The 24,511-nt window shown below is 62.8% G+C and carries 24 protein-coding genes and 1 tRNA gene; 6 read left to right on the forward strand and 19 right to left on the reverse strand.

Annotated elements, in window-relative coordinates; translation table 11 throughout:
- Positions 1 to 51 precede the first annotated feature (51 nt).
- The 8 genes from HMPREF9697_RS12990 to aroA form a co-directional block, all read right to left on the reverse strand.
- Entirely contained in the window at positions 52 to 729 is a 678-nt protein-coding gene (locus tag HMPREF9697_RS12990; protein ID WP_002717689.1) for a phosphoribosylanthranilate isomerase, read from the reverse strand.
- A 45-nt stretch (positions 730 to 774) separates the two neighbouring features.
- The gene (locus HMPREF9697_RS12995) at positions 775 to 1,149 is read right to left on the reverse strand and encodes a lipopolysaccharide assembly protein LapA domain-containing protein (RefSeq protein WP_002717690.1); all 375 of its coding nucleotides are present in this window, start codon (positions 1,147 to 1,149) and stop codon (positions 775 to 777) included.
- A 67-nt stretch (positions 1,150 to 1,216) separates the two neighbouring features.
- Positions 1,217 to 1,525, reverse strand: a complete 309-nt coding sequence (locus HMPREF9697_RS13000) for an integration host factor subunit beta (RefSeq protein WP_002717691.1) — start codon at positions 1,523 to 1,525, stop codon at positions 1,217 to 1,219.
- A 159-nt stretch (positions 1,526 to 1,684) separates the two neighbouring features.
- Entirely contained in the window at positions 1,685 to 2,665 is a 981-nt protein-coding gene (sppA, locus tag HMPREF9697_RS13005; RefSeq protein ID WP_002717692.1) for a signal peptide peptidase SppA, read from the reverse strand.
- A 172-nt stretch (positions 2,666 to 2,837) separates the two neighbouring features.
- Positions 2,838 to 4,538, reverse strand: a complete 1,701-nt coding sequence (rpsA, locus tag HMPREF9697_RS13010) for a 30S ribosomal protein S1 (protein ID WP_002717693.1) — start codon at positions 4,536 to 4,538, stop codon at positions 2,838 to 2,840.
- Between the two features lie 105 nt (positions 4,539 to 4,643).
- Entirely contained in the window at positions 4,644 to 4,811 is a 168-nt protein-coding gene (locus HMPREF9697_RS13015) for a hypothetical protein (RefSeq protein ID WP_157223251.1), read from the reverse strand.
- A 134-nt stretch (positions 4,812 to 4,945) separates the two neighbouring features.
- On the reverse strand, positions 4,946 to 5,575 hold the full coding sequence (gene cmk / locus HMPREF9697_RS13020) for a (d)CMP kinase (RefSeq protein ID WP_002717694.1): 630 nt from the start codon (positions 5,573 to 5,575) through the stop codon (positions 4,946 to 4,948).
- Positions 5,572 to 6,903, reverse strand: coding sequence for a 3-phosphoshikimate 1-carboxyvinyltransferase (gene aroA, locus HMPREF9697_RS13025; protein ID WP_040307946.1), 1,332 nt, complete (start codon positions 6,901 to 6,903; stop codon positions 5,572 to 5,574). The genes cmk and aroA overlap by 4 nt, the downstream gene beginning before the upstream one ends.
- A gap of 151 nt (positions 6,904 to 7,054) precedes the next feature.
- Between aroA and HMPREF9697_RS13030 the strand changes: the two genes are divergently transcribed.
- The 5 genes from HMPREF9697_RS13030 (at position 7,055) to ilvD (ending at position 10,765) form a co-directional block, all read left to right on the forward strand.
- Positions 7,055 to 7,471, forward strand: a complete 417-nt coding sequence (locus HMPREF9697_RS13030; RefSeq protein ID WP_002717696.1) for a TIGR02300 family protein — start codon at positions 7,055 to 7,057, stop codon at positions 7,469 to 7,471.
- A gap of 125 nt (positions 7,472 to 7,596) precedes the next feature.
- A tRNA-Ala gene (locus HMPREF9697_RS13035) sits at positions 7,597 to 7,672 on the forward strand.
- A gap of 215 nt (positions 7,673 to 7,887) precedes the next feature.
- Positions 7,888 to 8,313 (forward strand): Hsp20 family protein, encoded by a 426-nt coding sequence (locus tag HMPREF9697_RS13040; protein ID WP_002717697.1) that lies wholly within the window; start codon positions 7,888 to 7,890, stop codon positions 8,311 to 8,313.
- Positions 8,314 to 8,361: 48 nt separating this feature from the next.
- Positions 8,362 to 8,625 carry a BQ00720 family protein gene (locus HMPREF9697_RS13045; RefSeq protein ID WP_002717698.1) on the forward strand — a complete coding sequence of 88 codons (264 nt, stop codon included), beginning with the start codon at positions 8,362 to 8,364 and terminating at the stop codon, positions 8,623 to 8,625.
- 298 nt (positions 8,626 to 8,923) lie between these two features.
- Positions 8,924 to 10,765 carry a dihydroxy-acid dehydratase gene (gene ilvD, locus HMPREF9697_RS13050; RefSeq protein ID WP_002717700.1) on the forward strand — a complete coding sequence of 614 codons (1,842 nt, stop codon included), beginning with the start codon at positions 8,924 to 8,926 and terminating at the stop codon, positions 10,763 to 10,765.
- Between the two features lie 69 nt (positions 10,766 to 10,834).
- Here ilvD and ptsN read toward each other — a convergent pair whose 3' ends face one another.
- From ptsN to HMPREF9697_RS13085, 7 genes are all read right to left on the reverse strand, one after another.
- Positions 10,835 to 11,296, reverse strand: coding sequence for a PTS IIA-like nitrogen regulatory protein PtsN (gene ptsN / locus HMPREF9697_RS13055; protein ID WP_002717701.1), 462 nt, complete (start codon positions 11,294 to 11,296; stop codon positions 10,835 to 10,837).
- A gap of 187 nt (positions 11,297 to 11,483) precedes the next feature.
- Positions 11,484 to 12,092 carry a ribosome hibernation-promoting factor, HPF/YfiA family gene (gene hpf, locus HMPREF9697_RS13060; RefSeq protein WP_002717702.1) on the reverse strand — a complete coding sequence of 203 codons (609 nt, stop codon included), beginning with the start codon at positions 12,090 to 12,092 and terminating at the stop codon, positions 11,484 to 11,486.
- 57 nt (positions 12,093 to 12,149) lie between these two features.
- The gene (gene rpoN / locus HMPREF9697_RS13065; protein ID WP_002717703.1) at positions 12,150 to 13,775 is read right to left on the reverse strand and encodes an RNA polymerase factor sigma-54; all 1,626 of its coding nucleotides are present in this window, start codon (positions 13,773 to 13,775) and stop codon (positions 12,150 to 12,152) included.
- A 134-nt stretch (positions 13,776 to 13,909) separates the two neighbouring features.
- Positions 13,910 to 15,037, reverse strand: coding sequence for an LPS export ABC transporter ATP-binding protein (gene lptB / locus HMPREF9697_RS13070; RefSeq protein ID WP_002717704.1), 1,128 nt, complete (start codon positions 15,035 to 15,037; stop codon positions 13,910 to 13,912).
- 135 nt (positions 15,038 to 15,172) lie between these two features.
- Positions 15,173 to 15,922 carry an LptA/OstA family protein gene (locus HMPREF9697_RS13075; RefSeq protein WP_002717705.1) on the reverse strand — a complete coding sequence of 250 codons (750 nt, stop codon included), beginning with the start codon at positions 15,920 to 15,922 and terminating at the stop codon, positions 15,173 to 15,175.
- Positions 15,923 to 15,953: 31 nt separating this feature from the next.
- Positions 15,954 to 16,661 carry an LPS export ABC transporter periplasmic protein LptC gene (gene lptC / locus HMPREF9697_RS13080; protein ID WP_002717706.1) on the reverse strand — a complete coding sequence of 236 codons (708 nt, stop codon included), beginning with the start codon at positions 16,659 to 16,661 and terminating at the stop codon, positions 15,954 to 15,956.
- Positions 16,662 to 16,764: 103 nt separating this feature from the next.
- Positions 16,765 to 17,379 carry a ribonuclease D gene (locus HMPREF9697_RS13085; RefSeq protein ID WP_002717707.1) on the reverse strand — a complete coding sequence of 205 codons (615 nt, stop codon included), beginning with the start codon at positions 17,377 to 17,379 and terminating at the stop codon, positions 16,765 to 16,767.
- Positions 17,380 to 17,687: 308 nt separating this feature from the next.
- Between HMPREF9697_RS13085 and HMPREF9697_RS13090 the strand changes: the two genes are divergently transcribed.
- Complete coding sequence (locus HMPREF9697_RS13090) at positions 17,688 to 20,153, forward strand: glycogen/starch/alpha-glucan phosphorylase (RefSeq protein ID WP_002717708.1); 2,466 nt, start codon at positions 17,688 to 17,690, stop codon at positions 20,151 to 20,153.
- Between the two features lie 71 nt (positions 20,154 to 20,224).
- Here HMPREF9697_RS13090 and HMPREF9697_RS13095 read toward each other — a convergent pair whose 3' ends face one another.
- The 4 genes from HMPREF9697_RS13095 to HMPREF9697_RS13110 all read right to left on the reverse strand — a co-directional run bounded on the left by HMPREF9697_RS13095 (position 20,225) and on the right by HMPREF9697_RS13110 (position 24,465).
- A complete protein-coding gene (locus HMPREF9697_RS13095; protein ID WP_002717709.1) occupies positions 20,225 to 21,910 on the reverse strand; it encodes a methyl-accepting chemotaxis protein in 1,686 nt (561 codons plus the stop codon).
- 221 nt (positions 21,911 to 22,131) lie between these two features.
- Positions 22,132 to 22,524 carry a DUF930 domain-containing protein gene (locus HMPREF9697_RS13100; protein WP_002717710.1) on the reverse strand — a complete coding sequence of 131 codons (393 nt, stop codon included), beginning with the start codon at positions 22,522 to 22,524 and terminating at the stop codon, positions 22,132 to 22,134.
- A gap of 140 nt (positions 22,525 to 22,664) precedes the next feature.
- Complete coding sequence (chrA, locus tag HMPREF9697_RS13105) at positions 22,665 to 23,855, reverse strand: chromate efflux transporter (RefSeq protein ID WP_002717711.1); 1,191 nt, start codon at positions 23,853 to 23,855, stop codon at positions 22,665 to 22,667.
- A 145-nt stretch (positions 23,856 to 24,000) separates the two neighbouring features.
- A complete protein-coding gene (locus tag HMPREF9697_RS13110; RefSeq protein WP_002717712.1) occupies positions 24,001 to 24,465 on the reverse strand; it encodes a RidA family protein in 465 nt (154 codons plus the stop codon).
- Positions 24,466 to 24,511: the final 46 nt, after the last annotated feature.

Below are 24,511 nucleotides of genomic sequence, written 5' to 3' on the forward strand. Positions count from 1 at the left end.
CCATCCACGTCTTGCTTGTTGTATGTCGCGACCGCCGCCGAGGCTGTGAAACTATCCCGCATGCGAGACCGCCGTGCGCAGGCTGGCGTCAGCTCCGCGCGCTGCGCCAATGAAGGCGCGGATCATGTTGGCATCCTTGACGCCGAGCGCGCGCTCGACGCCGGACGACACGTCCACGCCATGCGGACGCGCGATGCGAACGGCCTGCGCGAGATTGCCGAGGTTGAGCCCGCCCGACAGCACGAACGGCTTGCCGAGATTGAGCCCCTCGAGAATCCGCCAGTCGAACGGCACGCCAAGCCCGCCGGGGCGCGTGGCGTCCTTCGGCGCGCGGGCGTCGAACAGGATGCGATCCACGACAGCGGCATAGGGCTCCACTCTGTCGAGGTCGGCGGACGTTGCCACCGCAATCGCCTTCATCACCCGGGTATCGTAGGTCTCGCGGATCGCAACGGCGGCTTCCGGTGTCTCGCTGCCGTGCAACTGAAACCAGTCGGGACGAACCTGCTCCGCGATGGCATCGAGCAGCTTCGCGTCGGCATCGACGGTGAGCGCCGCAAGCTCGGCGCGCCCGCGCGCGCGCGCGGCCAGCTCCGCCGCCTTGGTCAGATCGACATTGCGCGGCGAGGGCTCAAAGAACACCAGCCCGACCATGTCGGCACCCGCATCCAGAGCCGCTTCAAGCGTCTCCGGTTCGGACAGGCCGCAGATTTTCACGATCAAAGACATGTGTTTCGGGCTGGGTTTGGGCGATCCAAGCAGTGAAGGCGCGTTCTACAACGTCGCGTGCTGCTTGTCTTGTGCAATGGCCAGCGGCAGGGCGTCCGGGCGCGCTCCCGGGGCCGGAAAAGCCGCGTTCCGCCGCAGTTCCGCAAGTTCGGCGCGGGCCTGCGTGGCCTCCGCCTCGAAACGGCGGGCCGCCTTGCGATGGCGGCGCTGCCCGAACCAGACGGCGAGGCCGCCTGCCAGCACCCCCAGCATCGCGGAGGCGATGATGACAATGAATAACGGCAGGGTCAGCGCCAGCGAGGGGTCACTGGGGTCGAAGGGATTGAATGAGACGGTGATGAAGCGGCGGTTGGCGAGAGCGAAAGCGAGCAACACCAGCGCGAGCGGCACAATCACCACGGTGTTGACGATCTTGCGCATCCTGCCCTTTCCTGAATGGTCCGGTGCATCACGCGCCGCGAATACTACGCACGATTGCGCGAAGCGATCAGGACGTCGCGGCTTCCTCGTCGTGGCCGTTGCGGTTCAGCCGTTCGCGCATTTCCTTGCCGGTCTTGAAGAACGGTACGCTCTTCTGCTCGACAGGAACGTGCTCGCCGGTGCGCGGATTGCGGCCCGCGCGCGCCGGACGGTGCTTCACCGAGAATGCACCGAAACCTCGTAACTCGACACGATCGCCGCGCGACAGCGCCGAGACAATTTCCTCGAGGATCGCGTTGACGATGTTCTCCACGTCCCTCTGGTACAGGTGCGGATTATGCTCGGCAATGCGCTGAACGAGTTCTGATTTGATCATCGGTTCGGGGGCTCGCGGTCGTTGCGGGTGACATTTCCTTGAAAAAGCCTTGAACTGTCAAGTCGCATAACGCCCCATAAGAGAGCGATTTTGCGTGACAAATGAAAGCATTCGCCCCCGCAAACAGGCTGCGGGAGCGATGAAACACGATTCAGACATTCAATTTACGCCCGCTGGCCGCCACAATGCCAGCATGCCTTCGAGTTGCAGATGCTCGCTCAGGCTGCCGACGGCACCACCGCCGACAAAACGCGCCACGCTGGGCAAACCAAGCGATTCAAGCGTTGCGGCCGCTGCCGCCCGCAGGAATGTCATGTCGGAAAAGCGCGGTGTGAGGTTGTAATTGCGCACCGGCAGGTCACCCTTGATCTTGTTCTGCGCCTGCAGCCACTTCACCGCGGTCTTCTCGTCACCGAGTTCGTCGATCAATTTCAGTCCAACCGCCTGGCGGCCGGTGAACACGCGCCCGTCGGACACCGTCTGCAATGTCGCGTCGTCCATATGCCGCCGCGTCTTCACCAGATCCTTGAACCAGGCGAAGGAATCCTTCACCAGCGCGTCAAGCGCGGCACGGGCTTCCGGCGAAGTCGGCTCGTAACCGTTCGGCGCAGCCTTCAGTGGCGCGGACTTCACCTCTTCGACCTTGACGCCAACGGTCTTCAGCAGATCGGTGAAGTTCGGAAACTGAAACAGCACACCAATCGAGCCCACCAGCGAGGTCTGCTGCGCGATGATGTGATCCGACGCGAGCGCGGTGATGTAGCCGCCCGACGCCGCCAATCCCTCAACCACCACGACGAGAGGCTTCTTCGCCTTCAGCCGCGTCAGCGCGTCGAACAACTGCTCGGAGCCCGCGGTGGTGCCGCCCGGCGAATTGATGTGAACGATGACCGCTGCGGCGTTCGATTTCTCCAGCCGCTCCAGCGCCGCGATGCGCTCATCGTTGCTGCGGATCAGCCCTTCGATCTTGACGCGCGCGATCGCGCTTGTGCCGGTCAGCGCCTGACGGCCGCTCGAGGTGAACAGCATTCCGCCGCCCACCACCGCGATGATGACGAGCAGACCGCTCACCACGCGCCAGAACGTCAGCTTGCGGCGAATACGGCGGCGATCAACGATCAGGTCGGACTCGAACGACATGCGGCTCTCCGGTGCGGCGTCTTCCGCGGGCGCGTTATCCCCGCGCAATGCTTGCGATTGCATGACTTCGATACATCAAATGCAAGGTAATTTGAACTCTTCCCCGCCCAACTCCTTGCAAACAAAAAGGGCCCCGAAACCGGGGCCCTTCCTGCATCATTGGGAATAACGCTTACTTGTCACGCTTCTTCAGCGCGTTGCCGAGAATGTCGCCGAGCGTCGCACCCGAATCCGAAGATCCGTACTGCGCGATGGCTTCCTTCTCCTCGGCGACTTCCAGCGCCTTGATCGACACCTGGACCTTGCGGGCCTTCTTGTCGAACTGGATGACGCGGGCATCGACCTTCTCGCCGACGGCGAAGCGTTCGGCGCGCTGGTCGTTGCGGTCACGCGCAAGCTCCGAGCGCTTGATGAAGGTGGTGAAGTCGGTACCGACGATCTGCACGTCGATGCCGGCATCCTTGACGTCGAGGATTTCGCAGGTCACGACCGCGCCCTTCTTGACGTCGCCCGGCTCCGCGAAGGGGTCGCCTTCGAGCTGCTTCACGCCGAGCGAGATGCGCTCCTTCTCGACATCCACGTCGAGCACCACGGCCTTGACCATGTCGCCCTTCTTGAAGTTGTCGATCACCTGCTCGCCCGGAAGCTTCCAGTCGAGGTCGGACAGATGCACCATGCCGTCGACGTCGCCGTCGAGACCCAGGAACAGACCGAACTCGGTCTTGTTCTTGACTTCGCCTTCCACGGTCGCGCCGACCGGGAATTTCTCGACGAAGACTTCCCACGGATTGCGCATGGTCTGCTTGAGACCGAGCGAGATGCGGCGCTTGGCGGAATCAACTTCCAGCACCTGCACTTCGACTTCCTGCGAAGTCGAAACGATCTTGCCGGGGTGCATGTTCTTCTTGGTCCACGACATCTCGGAAACGTGGATCAGGCCTTCGATGCCCGGCTCGAGCTCGACGAACGCACCGTAGTCGGTGATGTTGGTGACGCGGCCGGTAACGCGGGCGTTGAGCGGATACTTCGCCTCGATGCCCTGCCACGGATCATCCAGCAGCTGCTTCATGCCGAGCGAGATGCGATGGGTCTCGTGGTTGATCTTGATGATCTTGACCTTCACCGTCTGGCCGATGGTGAGCACCTCGGTCGGATGGTTGACGCGGCGCCACGCGATATCGGTGACGTGCAGCAGGCCGTCGATGCCGCCGAGGTCAACGAACGCACCGTAATCGGTGATGTTCTTGACGACGCCGTCGATCACCTGACCCTCTTCGAGGTTCTGGACGAGTTCCTGACGCTGTTCGGCACGAGTCTCTTCGAGAACCGTGCGGCGGGAAACGACGATGTTGCCGCGGCGGCGATCCATCTTGAGGATCTGGAACGGCTGCGGATTGTTCATCAGCGGCGCGACGTCGCGGATCGGACGGATATCAACCTGCGAGCGCGGCAGGAACGCCACGGCGCCGTCGAGGTCGACCGTGAAGCCACCCTTGACCTGGTTGAAGATGATGCCGGTGACCTTCTCGTTGGCGTTGAAGGCCTTCTCGAGCTTGCCCCAGCTCTCTTCGCGGCGCGCCTTGTCGCGCGAGAGAACGGCTTCGCCGAGAGCGTTTTCGATCCGGTCCAGGAAAACTTCGACTTCGTCGCCGACCTTGAGGCTGTTCTCGCGGCCGGGACCATTGAATTCGCGAAGCGCCACGCGGCCTTCGGTCTTCAGGCCGACGTCGATGACGGCCATGTCCTTCTCGATCGCCACAACCTTGCCCTTGATGACAGAGCTTTCCTGAAGGTTGCCGCCCGAAAAGGATTCATCGAGCATCGCCGCGAAATCGTCGCGGCTCGGGTTATAGGAAGATGCAGTCGAAGCCATGGATTCTCCAGATGCGGTTGGCCGGCAGTGGGTTGATGAACGCATTGCGCGGGAAGGGCCAAAGGTTCCGCGACCTTTGACGACCGCCTCGTCAACCTTCACGGTTCACGAGAACGGGCCGGCCGGTGCCTGCACGAGCGATGCGATGATTTCTGTCGCGGGTCTTAAATAAATTTCGACCTCAAAGACCTTCAGAGCGGGCTTTCCTCCAATGACGGCAGGGATCAACCCGGTGCCGGCCCGCTCGGGAATGGCCTCGATCCTGTCGAGCAACCCGAACCGGGGCGATATAGCCTTCAACAGCCTTTCGGGCAAGGCCGGAATCGCCGCGGATGGCCCGGAAACGGCCTTTTGGGCGCGGTTTCGGGCTGTTTTTGGCCTGCCGCCAAGGCTCGTCGGGAACCGGCTTACCGCCCCGCGCGAACACGCTCGATGATCGCGATCGCCGCGCGCACGCCGCCTTCGATGTCGAGGTTGGAATTGTCGAGCACGTGCGCATCGGGCGCGCATTTCAGCGGCGCGGCGGCGCGGTTCTTGTCGCGCTCGTCGCGCTTGAGGATGTCGGCGAGCACCAGCGCCTCGTCGGCGGTCTCGCCGCGCGCTAGCGCCTCCAGCGTGCGGCGATGCGCCCGCACTTTCGGATCGGCGACGACGAAAATCTTCACCTCGGCATCGGGGCAGATCACGGTCCCGATGTCGCGCCCGTCGAGCACCGCACCCGGCGGGCCGGCGGCGAACTGACGCTGGAAATTGAGCAGTACCTCGCGCACCTCCGGGATGGCCGACACGACGGACGCCGCATCGCCGACGGCCTGCGTCTTGAGCACGGGATTGCCGAACTTTTCAGGGTCCAGTTCCATCGCCGCGGCGACGGCGGCGGCCTCATCGCTCAGCGCCGCGCCGGATTCAAGCAGCGCCTGCGCCACAGCGCGATAAATCACGCCGGTGTCGAGATGACGGTATCCGTAATGGTGCGCGAGCCGCTTGCCGAGTGTGCCCTTGCCGGAAGCCGCGGGTCCGTCGATGGCGATGATCATGAGAAATCCGCCCCCAAGCGGCGCATCATCGGAATGAAATCGGGAAAGCTCGTTGCGATGAAGGCGGTGTCGTCCACCGTGACCGGCGCTTCCGACACACAACCCATCACCAGCGCCGACATCGCGATGCGGTGATCCATATGGGTTTTGACGGTGCCTCCGCCCGGCACGAAGCCCTCGCCATGCACGATGAGATCGTCGCCGACGATCTCGACCTTGACGCCGTTGACGCGCAGCATGTCGGCGGTCGCCTCCAGGCGATCGGATTCCTTCACACGCAGTTCCTGCAGGCCGCACATCCGCGTGGTGCCTTCCGCAAAAGCGGCGGCGACCGCGAGCACGAGATACTCATCGATCATTGAGGGCGCGCGCTCCGGCGGCACGGTGACGCCACGCAGTTTCGAGGCACGCACGCGCAAATTCGCCATCGGCTCGCCCGCCTGCCGCACATCGCTCTCCTCGATCCACGCGCCCATTTCCCGCAGCGTGGTGAAAAGCCCGGTCCGCAGCGGATTCGTCATCACGTCGGTGAGCGTCAAATCCGAGTCCGGCACGATCAGTGCGGCGACCAGCGGAAACGCCGCCGATGACGGATCGGCCGGCACGGCGACTTCTGCGCCGTGCAGTTCGGGCTGGCCGGTCAGCGTGATGCGCCGGCCGTGCTGGCCCTCCTTCTCGGTCACGATCTCGGCACCGAACTGTTTCAGCATCAATTCGGTGTGGTCGCGGCTTGCCTCGGTCTCCACCACCGTGGTCGCACCGGGCGCGGACAGGCCCGCCAGCAGCACGGCGGACTTGATCTGCGCCGACGCCACCGGCGTGCGATAGGTCATCGGGATCGGATCTTTCGCGCCCGTCAGCGTCAGCGGCAGACGCTTGCCGTCGCCGCCCGACACCCGCGCGCCCATCAATTCCAGCGGATCAAGGATACGCCGCATCGGCCGCGAGCGCAGCGAGGCGTCGCCGTCGAAGGTCGCCGCAATCGGCGAGCCCGCGACCGCACCCATCGCAAGGCGGCAGCCGGTGCCGCTGTTGCCGAAATCGAGCGGCGCGTCGGGAGCCTTGAAGCCGCCGACGCCGACACCGTGCACCCGCCATGCACCCTCGCCGGTGCGTTCCACCTTCGCGCCGAGTGCCGCCATCGCCTTGGCGGTATTGAGAACGTCTTCGCCTTCGAGCAGACCCGTGATTGTCGTTTCGCCCACCGCGAGCGCGCCCAGAATGAGCGCGCGGTGGGAGATCGATTTGTCGCCCGGCACCCGGACCTTACCGGTCAACGGGCTGCTGCCTCGCGCTTCCAAGGGGGTCGGTTTGCTGGACTGGCTCACGGCGAAATTCCTGTACAATTTGAACGGCTCCTACCATGAGGGCCGGGTTACGTCACCCGCTCTGGCACGACCGCCCAGAGCACTATTGACAGAGCGCCCGCAACCGCCCAAGTGAAGCACCGCTTTTTTCGAAATTCCCAGGATCCCGCCCGTGGCCAAAGCCGATCTCGGAACCAAACGTACTTGCCCCGTGACAGGCAAGAAATTCTACGACCTCAACAAGACGCCGGTGATCTCGCCCTACACTGGCGAAATCGTGCCGATCGCGCCGATTGCACCGCCTCGCGGTGCCCGCAACGACGCCGCCTCACGCGCTGCCGCCTCCGAAGCTTCGCAGGAGACCGAGGTTGCGGAGAACGAGGAGGAATTGGTGTCGCTGGAGGAGGCCGATGCCGAGGAGAACACCGGCAAGGTCAAGACCAACGTGCCGGAATCCGAGGATGACATCGAGGTCGACGATTCCATCGATGACGATGATGACGATTCCACCTTCATCGCCGAGGATGAGGAAGAAGACGAGGACGTGACCGATATCATCGGCGACGTCTCCGGCGACGAGGAATCCTGAGACAAGAGACTTGAGATACGGCCTGAAACGTGGTTTCAGGTCGGTCCTGACGATTCACGGGGCAGGCTGAACGGCCTGACCCGATTGGCAGACGCATCGGACCCATCCGAACGCGGTTGAGACAAGGGGCCATAGCTCAGCTGGGAGAGCGCTTGCATGGCATGCAAGAGGTCGGCGGTTCGATCCCGCCTGGCTCCACCAACCGCCTCTTTCCGAAACACATTCCTGTTCTGCAGTCTGTCGTGCACGGCACGTCCCACAGGCTCCGGCGGCCTTGAACAACCCTCAAAACATCGCCATATCCGTAATAGCCGGGCGAGCGGGAACGCTCTTCCGGCGAGGGGTGCCGAAAGGGCCCTTGGCGGAAGGTCCATCCGGGCCGGAAGCCAGCAAAGTCGCTTCGAGAGGACTTTGGAATGTCACGTGTTCCTTCGTTATCCAGTCCGTTCCTTCTGGGATTCGACGAGATCGAGCGTGCGCTCGACCGCGTCGTGAAAGGCGCCGACGGGTATCCTCCCTACAACATCGAGCGATGCGAGCGCTGTAGCGGTCAGCCTGAGAAGCTGCGCATCACGCTCGCGGTGGCGGGCTTCACCCGTGACCAACTCGATGTAACCATTGAGGAAAACCAGCTCGTCATCAGGGGCCGCCAGCAGGACGACAAGGCGAGGCAATACATCCATCGCGGTATTGCCGCGCGCCACTTCCAGCGTACCTTTGTGTTGGCGGAGGGGATGTACGTGCTTGGCGCGGACTTGAAGAACGGGCTGTTGTCGGTCGACCTCGCAAGGCCGGAACCCGAGCGGGTCGTTAAGACGATAGCCATCAATGAACACGAATAATGCAATTGGCGGACTCGACCGCTGTCTGAGTTAAGAGGAGTCGAGGACATGGCTGAAGCAATCCTGCATCAAGAGCCAAGAGTTTCGCTGGAGGCGCTTGCCACGATGGGCGAAGGACATCTCGCCTACATCAAGCAAATCCGTTCAGAGGACGTGCCGGGCCTGTTCCCGCAGGCGCCCGAGATCGCGCCGGGCGTGACGCTGTTCGCGCTGCATAGCGCCGACGGCACTCCGATCATGCTGACTGACAGCCGCGAGGCTGCGATCGCCAACGCCTGGAGCAACGAGCTTCAGACCGTCAGCCTGCACTGAAGGCTTTCGAGATCTCGTCATGACGATGAGCGCCCGCACCCGCGGGCGCTTTTTTATTGGACCGCAGAATCTCTCTCGTCGTGCCTGCGAAAGTGGGAACCTCCGCGCCCGCGAGGTCTGCGCGGATTCTCAATTCTCCCATGCGCGCGGCCTCTTTGATCCCGGAACAGCAGCTAGTATGGTCCTGAAATCAACGCGGCGCTTTTCGTGCTGCGTAATCTTCCATGCGATCTCGCATCAATCCTGATTTCAGTCCATCTGCCGCCGCGAGGCGGCAAGACCCATTCGAGGACACTCCATGCCTCCCTATCGTTCCAGAACGTCCACCCACGGCCGCAACATGGCCGGTGCCCGCGGCCTGTGGCGCGCCACCGGCATGAAGACCGAGGATTTCGGCAAGCCGATCATCGCGGTGGTGAACTCGTTCACGCAGTTCGTGCCGGGCCACGTCCACCTCAAGGACCTTGGCCAGCTCGTCGCGCGCGAGATCGAGAAGGCGGGCGGCGTCGCCAAGGAGTTCAACACCATCGCCGTCGATGACGGCATCGCCATGGGCCATGACGGCATGCTCTACAGCCTGCCCTCGCGCGAGATCATCGCCGACAGCGTCGAATACATGGTCAACGCGCATTGCGCCGACGCCATGGTCTGCATCTCGAACTGCGACAAGATCACGCCCGGCATGCTGATGGCGTCACTGCGCCTCAACATCCCGACCGTGTTCATCTCCGGCGGGCCGATGGAATCCGGCAAGGTCGTCATCAAGGGCCAGAACCGTTCGGTCGACCTGATCGATGCGATGGTCGCCGCCGCCGACGACACTGTGACCGACGCCGAAGTAGAGGCGATCGAGCGTTCCGCCTGCCCGACCTGCGGCTCGTGTTCAGGCATGTTCACCGCGAACTCGATGAACTGCCTCACCGAAGCGCTCGGCCTCGCACTGCCGGGCAACGGCTCGGTGCTCGCGACACATGCCGACCGCAAGGGACTGTTCGTCGAAGCGGGTCACCTGATCGTCGACCTCGCCCGCCGCTACTACGAGCAGAACGACGAGACCGCGCTGCCGCGCAACATCGCGAACTTCAAGGCGTTCGAGAACGCGATGACGCTCGACATCTCGATGGGCGGCTCGACCAACACCGTGCTGCATCTGCTCGCCGCCGCCTATGAAGGCGAAGTGCCGTTCACGATGGCCGACATCGACCGCCTGTCGCGCCGCGTGCCGGTGCTGTGCAAGGTCGCACCCGCGGTGGCCGACGTGCATCTCGAGGACGTCCATCGCGCTGGCGGCATCATGGCCATTCTGGGCGAACTTGACCGTGCCGGGCTGATCGACACAAGCCTGCCGAACGTCCACAGCAAGACGTTAAAAGACGCGCTGGACCGTTGGGACGTCGTTCGTTCGAAGAGCGACAGCGTGCGCACGTTCTATCGTGCCGCGCCGGGCGGCGTGCCGACCCAGGTCGCGTTCAGCCAGGACCGCCGCTACGACGAACTCGACACCGATCGCGCCAAGGGTTGCATTCGCGACGCCGAACATGCGTTCTCGAAGGACGGCGGCCTCGCCGTATTGTTCGGCAATCTCGCCACCGACGGCTGCATCGTGAAGACCGCGGGTGTCGATTCCAGCATCCTGACATTCAAAGGTCCGGCACGAATCTTCGAGAGCCAGGACGCCGCCGTCGAGGCGATCCTCGGCAACAAGATCAAGGCCGGCGATGTCGTGCTGATCCGCTATGAGGGTCCGCGCGGCGGCCCCGGCATGCAGGAAATGCTATACCCGACGAGCTACCTCAAATCGAAGGGACTGGGCAAAGCCTGCGCGCTGATCACCGACGGACGTTTCTCCGGCGGCTCATCAGGCCTGTCGATCGGCCATGTCTCGCCGGAAGCGGCGGAAGGCGGCACCATCGGATTGGTGGAGGAGGGCGACATGATCGAGTTCGATATTCCGAACCGGAAAGTCCACCTCGCAGTCGACGACGCGGAATTGCAGCGCCGGCGCACGGCGATGGACGCGCGCGGCGACAAGGCGTGGAAGCCCGGCCCGCGCACGCGGCGTGTGACGATGGCGCTGAAGGCTTACGCCGCGCACGCCACAAGCGCGGCCCTCGGCGCCGTGCGCGTGGTCCGCGACTAAAAGGAGCGCGTTCGCGATCATTCGAAAATAATGATGAGAAGAAACCGCCGCGCAATCCGCGGCGGTTTTTTATGCCGCGGTTGCCGGCGGCAGCGCGAGCACCGAATAGAGCGCCTGCGCATCGCTCGAGGCACGCAGCTTCTTGGCGACTTCCTGATCGCGCAGCAGCCGCGCCACGCGCGCCAGGGCCTTCAGGTGATCGGCACCCGCGCCTTCCGGCGCGAGCAGCAGAAACAGGAGGTCGACCGGCGCTCCGTCCATCGCCTCGAAATCGATCGGCCGCTCGAGTCGCGCGAACATGCCGAACATTTTTTCGAGCTTCGGTAATTTGCCGTGAGGAATAGCGATTCCGTAGCCGACGGCAGTGGTGCCGAGCTTCTCGCGCTGCAGCAGCACTTCGAAAATCGCGCGCTCATTCTGCCCGGTCAGCTCAGCCGCACGTGCTGCAAGTTCCTGCAACGCCTGCTTCTTGCTGTTGACCTTCAGCGCGGGAAGAATCGCCTCCGGCGCAACCAGATCGGTGATCGTCATGGAGCTGTCCGAGAGTGAAGGGTGAAACCGTAAGCCGTTAAAAGGCATGAAGCCGTTAGATGGCATGGACCGAGCTTGCCCGCCCCGGGTCCGTCGAGGCGGCGGACCATAGGGAGGGCTCGGCAGGGCGTCAAGGTCTTCCTCAGGCTATTTCGGCCCAGGATATCAACCAAGATCCCGACCACGATTACTTCGCCGCGGGCGGGTCGATCCAGCCCACATTGCCGTCGGACCGGCGATAGATGATGTTCACACGGCCGCTCGAGCCGTGCTGGAACACGATGACGGGCGCGCCCGTCATGTCGAGCTCCATGACCGCTTCGCTGACCGAAAAACGCCGCAGCGTGTGCGTCGATTCCGCGATCACCACCGGATTGAAGGCGGTGACTTCGCTGTCTTCGCCATCATCATAGGAAGGACCTTCGAGCACGTAACTCGATGCATCGATGCCGTCCAGGGCCATCGCGGCCATCGCTTCCGATTCCGCATGCGCCTTGCGCGCGGAGCGATCCTTGAGTCTGCTCTTGTAGCGGCGCAGCCGCTTCTCGATCTGCGCCAATGCCTGATCCGCGCTGGCATACGCATCGGCGGCCATTGCGTCTGCTTCGAGCGTTACGCCGGAATCAAGATGTAACGAGCAGTCCGCCTTAAAACCGAAACCGTCCTTGCTGAAAGTGAAATGCCCCGAATAATTCCCGTCGAAATATTTTCGTAACACCTCTTCCGTTCGACCCGCGACACGACCGCGAATGGCTTCACCGATGTTGATGCTTTTACCGGAAACTCGAAGCGTCATGGACGCACCTCGTCTTCTTGTTTCAACATCACCACAATGCCAAAGCCCCACAAGCCGTCAAGCGGGAGCTATGTCGCGAGGTCGGTCGTTGGAGGAAGGAATTGCACCGCCCGAATGGCCAAGCGCGTACCGCTTTTCGCGACGACGCTGAACGGAAGACGGAATCCGCAAAGCTTCCCGGTATTTCGCGACGGTGCGCCGGGCAATATCAACGCCTTCGGCGCGAAGACGTTCCACCAGCGTATCGTCCGATAGAACGTCGTTCGGCTCCTCGGCGTCGATCAACTGCTTGATGCGATGGCGAACCGATTCGGCCGAATGCGCCTCGCCGCCGTCGGCGGAGGCGATCGAGGCGGTGAAGAAATATTTTAGTTCAAAGATGCCGCGATTCGTCGCCATGTATTTGTTCGCAGTGACGCGCGACACGGTCGATTCGTGCATCTGGATCGCGTCCGCCACCGCCTTGAGGTTGAGCGGACGCAAATGCGCCACGCCGCGCGTGAAGAAGCCATCCTGCTGGCGCACGATTTCGGTCGCGACTTTCAGGATCGTACGCGCGCGCTGGTCGAGCGCGCGGACGAGCCACGTCGCGTTCTGCAGGCAATCGGCAAAATAGGTTTTGTCCTCGTCCTTGCGCAGCGTCTTGGTGAGACTTGCATAATAGGACTGGTTGACGAGAACTTTCGGCAGCGTGTCGCTGTTGAGTTCCACCAGCCAGCCGCCATCCGGGCCCGGCCGCACATAGACATCGGGCACGACGGTCTGCGTGCGCCCGGTCGCGAATTTCAATCCGGGCTTGGGGTCGAGACGGCGAATCTCGCCGATCATGTCGGCGATATCGTCGTCGTCGACACCGCAGATTTTTCGCAAACCCGCAATGTCGCGCTTGGCGAGCAGATCGAGATTCTCAACGAGCGCGCGCATCGCCGGATCGTAACGATCACGCTCGCGCAACTGGATCGCGAGGCACTCGCTCAAATTTCGCGCGCAGATGCCCGGCGGATCGAAAGTCTGCAGCACCGCGAGCACGTCATCGACGGCGTCCTGCGTGGTGCCGAGCTTTTCGGCAGACTCGCCGAGATCGGGCGGCAAGTAGCCCGACTCATCGACGAGATCGATCAGGTACTGCCCGATCATGCGCTGCGAGGCATCCGTCAGCGCGACCGCGAGCTGTTCGGCGAGATGATCCTGCAGCGAGGTCTCGGCCGCGACGAAGGCCTCGAGATTGTAGTCCTCGTCGCTGGAAGCGCCGCCGCCCCATTCGGTGTAGGAGGTCGGCGCGGCATCCTGCGCCGCGCGGGTGGCCGTCTCCGAGGGTTCCTCGGTGAAGACGTTGTCCATGCTGGTGTCGAAGGTCTGCTCGATCTCGGCGCGGCTGCCGAGTTCGCGTGACACCCAGTCGTCCGACGGCTCGCCATTGCCGCGCAGGGTCTCGCCGCTCGCGCCGCCTTCCGCGCCATCATCGTTGCCTGAAAAATCGGCGTCGGCTGCCGGCCCTTCGCCGCGCACCGGCGCGTCGTCCTCGTTGCCGCGCTCCAGGAGCGGGTTCCGCTCCAGCTCACCCTCGACGAAAGCCACCAGATCGAGATTGGACAGTTGCAACAGCTTGATCGCCTGCATCAGCTGCGGCGTCATCACCAGCGCTTGCGATTGGCGAAATTCCAGGCGTTGCGTCAGCGCCATAATGGCATCCAGCTCGAAGAATCGCCCCAATTGGTCCAATTCTTGCTTAGCTGTTTTAAATGCTGCTGTACACGGCTTGACGGCGCGGAGTTTTCGCCCGCAACGGGCCACTACGCGCCCAAGAAGAGGTACCGCTAAAGGCGGAATTCCTCGCCGAGATAAAGGCGTCGCACGTCGGGGTCGTTGACGATCTCCTCCGGCTGGCCTTCGGTCAGCACCTCGCCGGCATAGACGATATAGGCGCGGTCGGTGAGGCCGAGCGTTTCGCGCACATTATGGTCGGTGATGAGCACGCCGATGCCGCGATTGGTGAGATGGCGCACCAGTTGCTGGATGTCGCCAACGGCGATGGGGTCGATGCCCGCGAACGGCTCGTCGAGCAGCATGTAGTTCGGCTTGGTCGCCAGCGCGCGTGCGATCTCGACACGGCGGCGCTCGCCGCCCGACAGCGCGATCGACGGTGACTTGCGCAGCCGCACGATGTTGAATTCCTCGAGCAGCGAATCGAGTTCGTATTCGCGCTTGCGCCGGTCGGGCTCGGCGACCTCGAGCACGGCGCGGATGTTGTCTTCGACGGAAAGGCCGCGGAAGATCGAGGCTTCCTGCGGCAGGTAGCCGATGCCGAGCCGCGCGCGCTGGTACATCGGCAGGTTGGTGACGTCGTAGCCGTCAAGTTCGATACGACCCTTATCGGCCTTGATGAGGCCGGTGATCATGTAGAAGGCCGTGGTCTTGCCCGCACCGTTCGGACCGAGCAGACCGACCGCTTCGCCACGACGTACATAGATGTTGATGCCGCGCACGACTTTGCGGGTGCCGAAACTTTTCTCGATACCGTGCACGGCGAGATAGCCCGCTCGCGGCTGCGAGCGTTGCGGCGTGGCTCTGTTCTGCGGCGCCTGCCGTTGTTCGGTTTGTCTTGGTGCTTGTCTTGGCGTCGCGCGGCGCTCGTCACGCTGCGGCTCGCCGCGCGGGATCGGCGGCGACGAACGCTCGAACGCGGTCACATCCTCTTCCGCCAGCATCAGTGGCGCATCGCCATAGGCGGCCCACTGTTCCTGAACTTCAGTCAGTTGAAACGTCTGTCGCGATGTCGGCTGAGGCTGTGCAGGCGTCGGAGCCGCCGACGATACGCCTTTGACGCTCTTGAACATGTCGCCCATGCGGGCGCTGAAGGAGGTGATGTCACCGCCGGCGCGGCCAAAGCCCTGCTTGCCCCGCGAAGGGGCACGACGGCGAAACATGCGCAGGAGATCCACCATCCGCTTGATCGGCCTTTCAAAGCCTGGCTTGCCAGCTTGCGACCCCGCGGCGGGAACGGCGCGCTGGCACCCCGCCGGCACGCCCGCCTGTCAGAATCTGTCCCCGGCCCTTGATATAGGCTCGCGGGCCAAGGTTCAACCGCGCGCTCCCGCGCTGCTTTGCAAGTGGTTGAGTTTCATCGGTTTTCCGGGAGATCGCGAAGGTTGTGAGCCCTCCGTCTTGGGACCAGAGCCGGGCACAAGACTGAGCCCGCCGCCGTTCTTGTTCGGCGCAGTCGAGTTGAACAGGCCGGAGACGCCGCGACCGCCGCTCGATTCGACGCGCGAGACGCCGGTCGTCATATCGACCACCAGCCGGTCGCCCTTCAGCACGTTCTTGTCCTTGGTCAGCACCACGCCGCCGGTCATGGTCACGGTGTTGGTCTTCATGTCGAAGATGCCGGTCTCGCCGGTCACGGTCTGGTCGTTCTGGGTGACGACGACGCCGCCGCGCGCTTCCAGCCGCCGCACGCTCGAATTGCCGCCGGGCCCCGGCTGCGCGGTCGTCATGCCGGGCTTCGTGCCCGCCTTGTCCTGATCGTAGAACACCACCAGCGTCTTCGAGCGCATCGTGGTGTCACCCTGAACCACCTTCACATTGCCGGAGAAGGTGGCGATCTTGTCCTTGTCGCGCACTTCGAGCGACAGCGCATCGATCTGAATCGGCTGGCCGCGATTCTTCGAAAAGCCCTGCACCGCGTTCGGCACGCCCGACACCGTGCTGGTCTGCGCCTGCGCAACGGAGACGCACAGCACAACGGCAACGATCGCGGACAGGCCGAATGCCGCGCAACGCATCGCGCGCACTCCAAAGCCGCCTGCCAGATTGTGCCTCATTGCTTTCATCGTGAATCCATATCCGATTTCGCGGGCCGCCTCACCGGGATTCCGGCGGCGCATTCGCAGGCGCGGCGCCGGTCCCCTCGGAGGCATCCGCATTAGTCTTGTCAGCAGGCGGATCGAGCAGCATCGTCACGCCGCCGCCGAACACCGCTGACGCACCGTGATCGGTGATCCGCAAATTCTGCGAGTTCAGCGTGCCATTGGTGAGCTTCACCGCAACCGGCTGGTCCGAGCTGATGACGCCGGTCGCAAGATCGACGCGCGCCTGCGTAAGCTCCGCCTGATAGCCGCTCGTGGTTTTCAGCAAAATCTGGTTCATCAGATCGAGCTGCTGCGACTTGGTGTCGAAATGGCCGTTCTGCGCATCCACCCGCAGCGTCGACTTGTCCTCCATTTGCACCTGCGCGCGGATGTTGAGCATGTCCACTTTGGTCGGGTCGGTGACGTCCTGCGTCGCAGCCTTCGCCCAGACCTCATACGGCCTGCGGTCCGGCAGATAGCCCGCGAGATGCGGAGCATCCATCGTGATCTTGGTGCCGGACACCGATAATTTGCTCAGGTCGATCGGCAGCTTCTTGAGAAAGCGAAACGGATTGAACACCGACGCGCCGACGATGACCGCAAGCGACAGGATCACGACCGCAGGCACGGCGCGGCGCAGCCACCGCACGCGGCGGCTGTGGCGTGCGGCGCGCAAGAAGCGGGGATCGTCTCCCTGATATGTCGGCGCCTGTGTGACCACCACGGTTCCCGAGTTTACGCCCTGTCGCACAATATAAGGGCCGCATCAGGGCCGCGCTGCACGGCGCAGCACCCCGCCCCCACGACTTTTGGACGGCGTACGCTTACGAATGCGCGAAAATGTCGTTTTCTTCCCAGCCCTGCAGATCGAGCTTTGCGCGCGTCGGCAGGAATTCGAAGCAGGCTTTTGCCAAAGCTGAGCGGTTCTCGCGCGCCAGCATGGCGTCGAGCTTCTCGCGCAGCGCATGCAGATGCAGCACGTCGGATGCCGCGTAACTCAACTGCGCCTCCGACAGGGACGCCGCGCCCCAGTCGCTCGACTGCTGCTGCTTGGAAATTTCGACGCCGAGCATCTCGCGCACCAGATCCTTCAGGCCATGCCGGTCGGTATAGGTGCGTACCAGCTTCGAGGCGATCTTGGTGCAATAGACCGGCTGCGCCATCACGCCAAAAGCGTGATACAGCACGGCGATGTCGAAACGGGCGAAGTGAAACAGCTTGGTGATCGCAGGATCGCCGAGCAGCTTCTTCAGGTTCGGCGCATCCGTGTGGCCTGCCGGAATCTGCACGACATCGGCGCTGCCGTCGCCGTTCGAGAGCTGCACCACGCACAACCGGTCACGATGCGGATTGAGGCCGAGCGTTTCGGTGTCGATCGCAACGGAGTGAGTGTAGCGTGAAAGGTCTGGCAAATCGCCGCGATGCAGCCGGATGGTCATGTTGTTTGTTCCGAATCGAATGGCGGGCAAGCTAACGCGCCAGCCCTGAAAAATCCTGAAGCTGAAAAATCCCAATTGGCGCAAGAAAGCAAATTTTAGCGTCCCTCGGGGGTAATTTTAAAATAATACATAAAAATCAATATTTTAATTCGCTTCTCGCCCACAATTTTCTTCGTGCCGCCCCGCACAATGTCAGTCTCTGGCCTTAATCTTTGTTTGTTCTGGAACCCGCCGCGCCGCTTTCCGGTTTGTTGCGCGGGATGAGTTGGCGATCACGCAACACGAGCAAAGAAGAGTGAGGGTGGCGATTGAATATTGCCAAGACTGTGCTTCCCAAGGGCGCGCCCGCAAGGGAGCGGCCGAGCGACTACGATGTGGCGGCCATTCGCGACGAGATCAGGGCCAAGATCACACGCGTGCTCGGCCACGAGATCGAGCGCGCGACGCTGCATGACTGGTATCTCGCCGCAGCGCTGACCCTGCGCGAGCGCATCGCCGCGCGCTGGCTGCCGGGCGCGCGCGAAACCCGCATCGAGGGAAAAAAGCGCGTCTATTATCTGTCGCTGGAATTTCTGATCGGCCGCCTGTTCACTGACGCGCTGAGCAATCTGCAGTTGATGGAGACCTACGTCCGCGCACTGCGCGATCTCGGCGTGGAGTTCGGCGACGTGAAGGAAATGGAGCCGGACGCCGCGCTCGGCAATGGCGGACTCGGCCGTCTCGCCGCCTGCTTCATGGAGAGCATGGCGAGTCTCGCAATCCCCGCGCTCGGCTACGGCATCCGCTACGAACACGGCCTGTTCCGGCAGGCGATCTCGCAGGGCTGGCAGCAGGAATTTCCCGAGCGCTGGCTCGAGAGCGGCAATCCGTGGGAGTTCGAGCGCTTCGAGGTGTCCTACGACGTCCATTTCGGCGGGCGCATCGAACATCATGCCTCGCCGCAGGGCGATGCCATCTCCTGGACACCTGGCGAGACAGTTCAGGCTGCGGCTTTCGATACACCCATCGTCGGCTGGCGTGGCGCGCATATCAACGCGCTGCGGCTGTGGTCGGCGCGGCCAGTGGCTCCGCTCGATCTCGAAGCCTTCAACCACGGCGATTATGCCGGCGCATCGGAACAGAGAACGCGCGCGGAAGCGATCTCGAAATTTCTCTATCCAAGCGACGAGACCGCCGCGGGCAAGGAGTTGCGGCTGCGGCAGGAATATTTCTTCGTCTCGGCATCGCTGCAGGACATCGTCGCGCGCCACCTGCGCGAACAAGGCAACATCCGCACGCTGCCGTCACACGCCGCGATCCAGCTCAACGACACGCATCCCAGTCTCGCGGTGCCGGAGCTGCTGCGGCTTCTGATCGATCATCATGATGTGCCGTGGCCGCAGGCACGCCGGATCGTCTCGCAGACCGTTGCCTACACCAACCATACATTGCTGCCGGAAGCGCTTGAGAATTGGCCGGTCGAGCTGTTCGAACGGCTGTTGCCGCGCCATCTCGACATCATCTACCGGCTGAACGCCGACAACCTCGCCGCCGCCGAGCGGCAGAGGCCCGGCGATATTCGTTTTCGTGCGGCGACTTCTCTGATCGACGAAACCGGCGGCCGCCGCGTGCGCATGGGTCATCTCGCCTTCATCGGCTCGCACCGCATCAACGGCGTCTCCGCAATGCATTCGGAACTGATGAAGCACACGGTTTTCGCCGATCTCAACACGCTTTATCCCGACCGCATCACCAACAAGACCAACGGCATCACCTTCCGGCGCTGGCTGCAGCAATGCAATCCGGGCCTCACGGCATTGCTGCGCGAAGTCTGCGGCGACCGCGTGCTCGACGATCCATCCGCGTTGCAGGGGCTCGAACGCTATGCGCAGGACGGCGCCTTGCAGGAACGCTTCCGCGCCATCAAGCAGCACAACAAGGTCGCGCTCGCGGGCATGATCGAGCGCACGCTATCGCTGCGGATCGATCCCGCAGCGTTGTTCGACATCCAGATCAAGCGCATTCACGAATACAAGCGCCAGTTGCTCAATGCGCTCGACACCGTCGCGCGCTATCTCGCGATCCGCGACAATCCGGGCGCGAACTGGACGCCGCGGGTGAAGATCTTCGCGGGCAAGGCGGCACCGAGCTATCATCAGGCCAAGCTCATCATCAAGCTCATCAACGACATCGCGGAGACGGTCAATCGCGACGCGACGATCCGTGGGCTGCTGAAAGTCGTGTTCGTACCGAACTACAATGTCAGCGCGGCTGAGATGATGGTGCCCGCCTGCGACCTGTCCGAGCAGATCTCGACCGCGGGCATGGAAGCGTCCGGCACCGGCAACATGAAGCTTGCGCTCAACGGCGCGCTCACCATCGGCACGCTCGACGGCGCCAATATCGAAATCCGCGATCAGGTCGGCGCGGACAACATCTTCATCTTCGGCATGAATGCCGATCAGGTGGTGGAGCGCCGACGCGCAGGTCTCGATGCATCCGACGCCATCGCGGCCTCGCCGATGCTCGCGCGCGTGATCGAGGCCATTGACCGTGGTACGTTCTCACCCGACGATCCGGCACGCTTCGCGCCGATCGCCCATAGCCTGCGCTATCTCGACCATTACATGGTGTCGGCCGATTTCGACGATTACCATCGCACCCAGACCATCGTGGACGGACGCTGGAGAAGCGCCGATTGGGAAACCTCCGCGATCCTCAACACTGCGCGGATGGGCTGGTTCTCCGCAGATCGCACGATCCGCGACTACGCCGATGACATCTGGGGCGTGTGAGGCGGACGAACCAAACGTAAATGCCCGGCATAAAGCCGGGCATCACGAATTGCCGATAAAACGAATCCGCTTTAGGCGACCCTGACCGCGCTGATGAAGTTCACGACCTCGGACTTCAGGCGGCTGCTGTCCTGCGCCAGCGATTGAGCAGCGGAGAGAACCTGCGACGAAGCCGATCCGGTCTCGACCGCGCCGCGCTGGACCTCGGTGATGTTGGACGACACCTGCTGGGTGCCTTCGGCCGCGTGCTGAACATTACGAGCGATCTCCTGCGTCGCCGCGCCCTGCTGCTCGACGGCCGCCGCGATCGCCGACGAAATCTCGGACAGCCGTTCGATGGTGGTTCCGATTAGCCGGATCGCCCCGACCGACTCCTGCGTCGCAGCCTGGATGCCGGAGATTTGCTGATCGATCTCGCCGGTGGCCCGCGCCGTTTGCTCCGCCAGCGCCTTCACTTCGGAGGCAACCACGGCAAAGCCCCGGCCCGCGTCGCCCGCACGCGCCGCCTCGATGGTGGCGTTCAACGCAAGCAGATTGGTCTGGCCCGCGATCGTGTTGATGAGCTCGATCACATCGCCAATTCTGGCGGCGGCTTTGGAGAGTTCGCTGACATGCTCGTTCGTCCGATGCGCCTGCGTTACCGCTTCCTTTGCGATCTGCGCGGACTCCTGAACCTGCCGGCTGATTTCGGACACGGAGGACGACAATTCCTCGGTCGCCGAGGCGACCGACTGGACATTGGCCGATGCTTCCTCAGACGCCGAGGTGACGAACGTGGCGAGCTCGCGCGAGCGATCCGCCGTCTGGGTCAGGCTGTCGGCGGAAGACTCCAATCCGGACGACGCGTCAGAGACGGTTTCGACGATTTCGCCGATCGCCTGTTCGAATCGCGTCGTCAGTTCGTCGAGACGCTTGGCGCGCTCGATCTTGACCTGGGCATCGCTGGCCGCTTCTTCGTCCGCCGCCTTCTTTGCGATCAGGGCATCCTTGAAAATCTGCAACGCGTCGGCCATCGAGCCGATTTCTGTCTTTTCGCCGCGCCGCGGAATGTCGGCCGCCAGATCGCCGCGACCCAGCGCCTGCATCGGGCGTATGATCGAACTGATTGAAGAGGAAATATCTCGGATAAGCAGAAGCCCGGCAAGGCCGGCCATAAGAACAGCGATCAGGAGGACCGCGCAGATGATCGAGAAGGTCCAGGCATAGCTGTCCGCGGCACTCTTCGTCTCTGCGTCGGCTCCGCGGTCATTGAGCTCGATGGCTTCCTTCAGATAGCCGTCCGATTCGTCCGCGATCGGCCGGATCACCTTGACGAAAATCCTGTTGGTTTCCTGCGAGGAGCCCGCACCCTTGCGGGACAGATCCACGATGGCCTTGGTTTGCTCGACATATTTCGTCCAGCTCCGCGACCAGTTTTCGAATAGCTCACGCTCCTTCGGGGAAGAGATCAGCGCCATATAGGAATCGCGGGTATTAGCGATGAGGCCGAAGCTGGCTTTCATCTTCTTGTCGAGAATGACCCGGTCCTCGTCATTGTCGACCATTGCGTAAGCGCGAAGCTGCGCCCGATTAAGATTGATGGCCGACCGCAGTTCACCAAGATAGCGAACGCTCGGCAGCCAGGTTTTGGCAATCTGCTCCGTGTGTCCGTTCAAAACCTGGACGCTGTGGACCGCGAGGGCGCCAAGCCCTGCCATTGCCAAAAGCAGCAAAGCGATGATGGCGATCAGTTTCGATCGGATCGAGATTTTCGACATGGAGGACCTTTGAAATTCGAACGCTTGCCGAAGGGAGGAAAGGCAACGGTCGACAGGAGAGACAGGTCCTCTTCCTAGCCGATGAATTCTCCAAAAAAGGTTAAATTAGGCACGCCTAATATAGGTGCACATGTGCATTCGATCGCGGCATGCTATCGCGCCGCGACTACGATGCACCAGACAATGTCACGAGGTGTGAGACGCAGGCGAACCGACCGGCGTCAGCGCCAGAGTCCGTAGGACGCCCATTTCGTTTCGGGGATCGGGCCGCCGATCTTGTAACTGAACGACAGTACGCTGTAGTGATCCGGCGATCCCTTGCAGACGAAGGAATACGAGTACCACTTGCCCTTGCTGCGGAACGCGCCGCCACTGCCCTTCACCGTATCGCCGACATGGCGCGGCGTGCTCAGCACGTCGCTCTTTGCGCGATCGGGATGATAGGGGCTGGGATCGCGATCGATCCGCTTCATGGCTTCGACATCGCAGACCTGCTCCAACCGCGTCGCGGGATCGAGCCGTTTCAGGCTGTTGTAAAATCGGGTGTCGACGGCATGGGCCGGTGCAGCCCAAAGCGCGGGCACAGCAACCAAAGCAAGAAGCGCGTATTTCAAAGCCACTCCTGGAAGATTCTCTTACAGAATGCGCTTGCCGAAACCGTGCCTGAGAAGGGCACCGGCTCGCCAACGAGCATTGAAGTTGCTCGCAAGTTCGAGCGTTGTGTAGCGGTTCGGCGGATTCTCCGCAACCCTGGTCAGTTCACCAATGGGAGAGCGAACTGACCCGCAAGCCCGCAGAGAATCACCACAAGCCACGGCGGCGCTTTCCACACGAACAGCAAGACGAAGGCGCCGAGCCCGAGTGCGTAGTCGTAACTATTGGTGATGCCCGCCGTCCAGACCGGATCGTAAAAGGCGGCAAGCAGCAATCCGACGACGGCCGCGTTCACGCCCGCCAGCACCGACTGCGCCGCCGGTTTTCTTCGCAGCGCATCCCAGAACGGCAGCGCGCCGATCACCAGCAGGAAGGACGGCAGGAAAATGCCCGCGAGGCATATTGCCGCGATCGTCCAGCCGCCGATCACCGCGCCCAGATACGCGGCAAATGTGAACAGTGGGCCGGGAACGGCCTGCGTCGCGCCGTAGCCTGCGAGAAACGTGTCGCTGTTCACGAAGGCCGGAACGACTTCGGCTTTGAGCAACGGCAGTACGACATGGCCGCCGCCGAACACCAGCGATCCCACGCGGTAAAATGTGTCGAAGAGCCTCAGAGACATATTCTCGGTCATCGCCGCGCCGAGAGGCAGCGCCACCAGCAGACCGCCGAACACGATCAGCATGGAGATGCCCGTTGCCCGGCTGACCGGCAAAGGCAGAACGGACTGATCGGTAGGAAGCGTCCCTTTGATGCAGAACCAGCCGACACATCCCCCGAGCAGGATGCCTGCGATCTGCCCCCAGGCCGACGGCAGCACGAGCGCCACCGTCATCGCGGCCACCGCTAGCGCCGCGCGGATACGATCCGGCGTCAGCGCCCTCGCCATGCCGAGGATGGCCAAAGCCACGACCGCAACGGCGGCGACCTTCAGCCCATGCAGCCAGCCGCCGCTGAACCCACTGTCGAATGCCGCGATGCCATAGGCAAAGAGAACCAGCGCGAGTGCCGATGGCAGGGTGAACGCGGTCCACGCAGCGAGCGCGCCGATATAGCCGCCGCGTATCAGGCCGATGGCGATACCGACCTGACTCGATGCGGGGCCTGGAAGAAACTGGCAAAGCGCCACCAGATCGGCGTAGCTGCCTTCGCTCAGCCACTTCCGTCGCTCGACGAACTCGCCCCGGAAATAGCCGAGATGCGCGACCGGACCGCCGAACGAGGTCAGCCCCAATTTCAGGAAGGCCGAAAAAACTTCGGCAGGATTGCCTCCGGCCGTCCGATTTCCCATTGCTTCCCGCCCGCGTCCAGCGCCTCACCTGCCGAATTGATATCAGGTTGCCGAAAGAAAAATCAAAGCCCGTGCGCCAGATGACGCACGGGCTTTGAACCAGCCAGCCACTTCTTTTTAGGCTCGAAAGCCCTGAGCTTTGCGGCTAGTCGCTTTCGACTTCGAAAATCGCCTCGACCTCGACAGCGGCGCCGAGCGGCAGCGAACTGCAACCCACCGCGGCGCGGGCGTGACGGCCCTTTTCGCCGAGGGCATGAACGATCAGCTCGGACGCGCCGTTGATGACGGCCGCCTGATCCTTGAACCCGGCTTCGCTCTGCACGAAACCGCCAAGACGGATGCAGCGCACGCGATCGAGCGAAGGCACGGCGGCCTTGAGCTGGCCGAGAATGTTGAGCGCACACAGGATGGCGGCCTTCTTGGCGGTCTCGACATCGAGATCTTGTCCGACGATGCCCTCATAAGCCAGCTTGCCGTCCTGCACCGGCAATTGGCCGGACACGAAAACAATATTGCCCGCGCGGTTCACCGGCACGTAGTCGGCGAGGCTCTTCGCCGCGGCAGGGACAGTGAGGCCACGCTCACCAAGTTTACGTTCGACTTCAGTCATCGTGTTCTCCTTGAAATCAGATCGAGCCGCCGCGCCCGTCGCGGCG

Source organism: Afipia felis ATCC 53690 (assembly GCF_000314735.2).
Taxonomy (GTDB): Bacteria; Pseudomonadota; Alphaproteobacteria; order Rhizobiales; family Xanthobacteraceae; genus Afipia; species Afipia felis.

Bases quoted from the DNA above. Each gene is read 5' to 3' on its own strand.
- HMPREF9697_RS12990 (WP_002717689.1), bottom strand. From the start codon at position 729: ATGTCTTTGATCGTGAAAATCTGCGGCCTGTCCGAACCGGAGACGCTT.
- HMPREF9697_RS12995 (WP_002717690.1), bottom strand. From the start codon at position 1,149: ATGCGCAAGATCGTCAACACCGTGGTGATTGTGCCGCTCGCGCTGGTG.
- HMPREF9697_RS13000 (WP_002717691.1), bottom strand. From the start codon at position 1,525: ATGATCAAATCAGAACTCGTTCAGCGCATTGCCGAGCATAATCCGCAC.
- sppA (WP_002717692.1), bottom strand. From the start codon at position 2,665: ATGTCGTTCGAGTCCGACCTGATCGTTGATCGCCGCCGTATTCGCCGC.
- rpsA (WP_002717693.1), bottom strand. From the start codon at position 4,538: ATGGCTTCGACTGCATCTTCCTATAACCCGAGCCGCGACGATTTCGCG.
- cmk (WP_002717694.1), bottom strand. From the start codon at position 5,575: ATGATCATCGCCATCGACGGACCCGCGGCTTCCGGCAAGGGCACACTC.
- HMPREF9697_RS13040 (WP_002717697.1), top strand. From the start codon at position 7,888: ATGTCACGTGTTCCTTCGTTATCCAGTCCGTTCCTTCTGGGATTCGAC.
- HMPREF9697_RS13045 (WP_002717698.1), top strand. From the start codon at position 8,362: ATGGCTGAAGCAATCCTGCATCAAGAGCCAAGAGTTTCGCTGGAGGCG.
- ilvD (WP_002717700.1), top strand. From the start codon at position 8,924: ATGCCTCCCTATCGTTCCAGAACGTCCACCCACGGCCGCAACATGGCC.
- ptsN (WP_002717701.1), bottom strand. From the start codon at position 11,296: ATGACGATCACCGATCTGGTTGCGCCGGAGGCGATTCTTCCCGCGCTG.
- hpf (WP_002717702.1), bottom strand. From the start codon at position 12,092: ATGACGCTTCGAGTTTCCGGTAAAAGCATCAACATCGGTGAAGCCATT.
- rpoN (WP_002717703.1), bottom strand. From the start codon at position 13,775: ATGGCGCTGACGCAACGCCTGGAATTTCGCCAATCGCAAGCGCTGGTG.
- lptB (WP_002717704.1), bottom strand. From the start codon at position 15,037: ATGGTGGATCTCCTGCGCATGTTTCGCCGTCGTGCCCCTTCGCGGGGC.
- HMPREF9697_RS13075 (WP_002717705.1), bottom strand. From the start codon at position 15,922: ATGAAAGCAATGAGGCACAATCTGGCAGGCGGCTTTGGAGTGCGCGCG.
- HMPREF9697_RS13085 (WP_002717707.1), bottom strand. From the start codon at position 17,379: ATGACCATCCGGCTGCATCGCGGCGATTTGCCAGACCTTTCACGCTAC.
- HMPREF9697_RS13095 (WP_002717709.1), bottom strand. From the start codon at position 21,910: ATGTCGAAAATCTCGATCCGATCGAAACTGATCGCCATCATCGCTTTG.
- chrA (WP_002717711.1), bottom strand. From the start codon at position 23,855: ATGGGAAATCGGACGGCCGGAGGCAATCCTGCCGAAGTTTTTTCGGCC.
- HMPREF9697_RS13110 (WP_002717712.1), bottom strand. From the start codon at position 24,465: ATGACTGAAGTCGAACGTAAACTTGGTGAGCGTGGCCTCACTGTCCCT.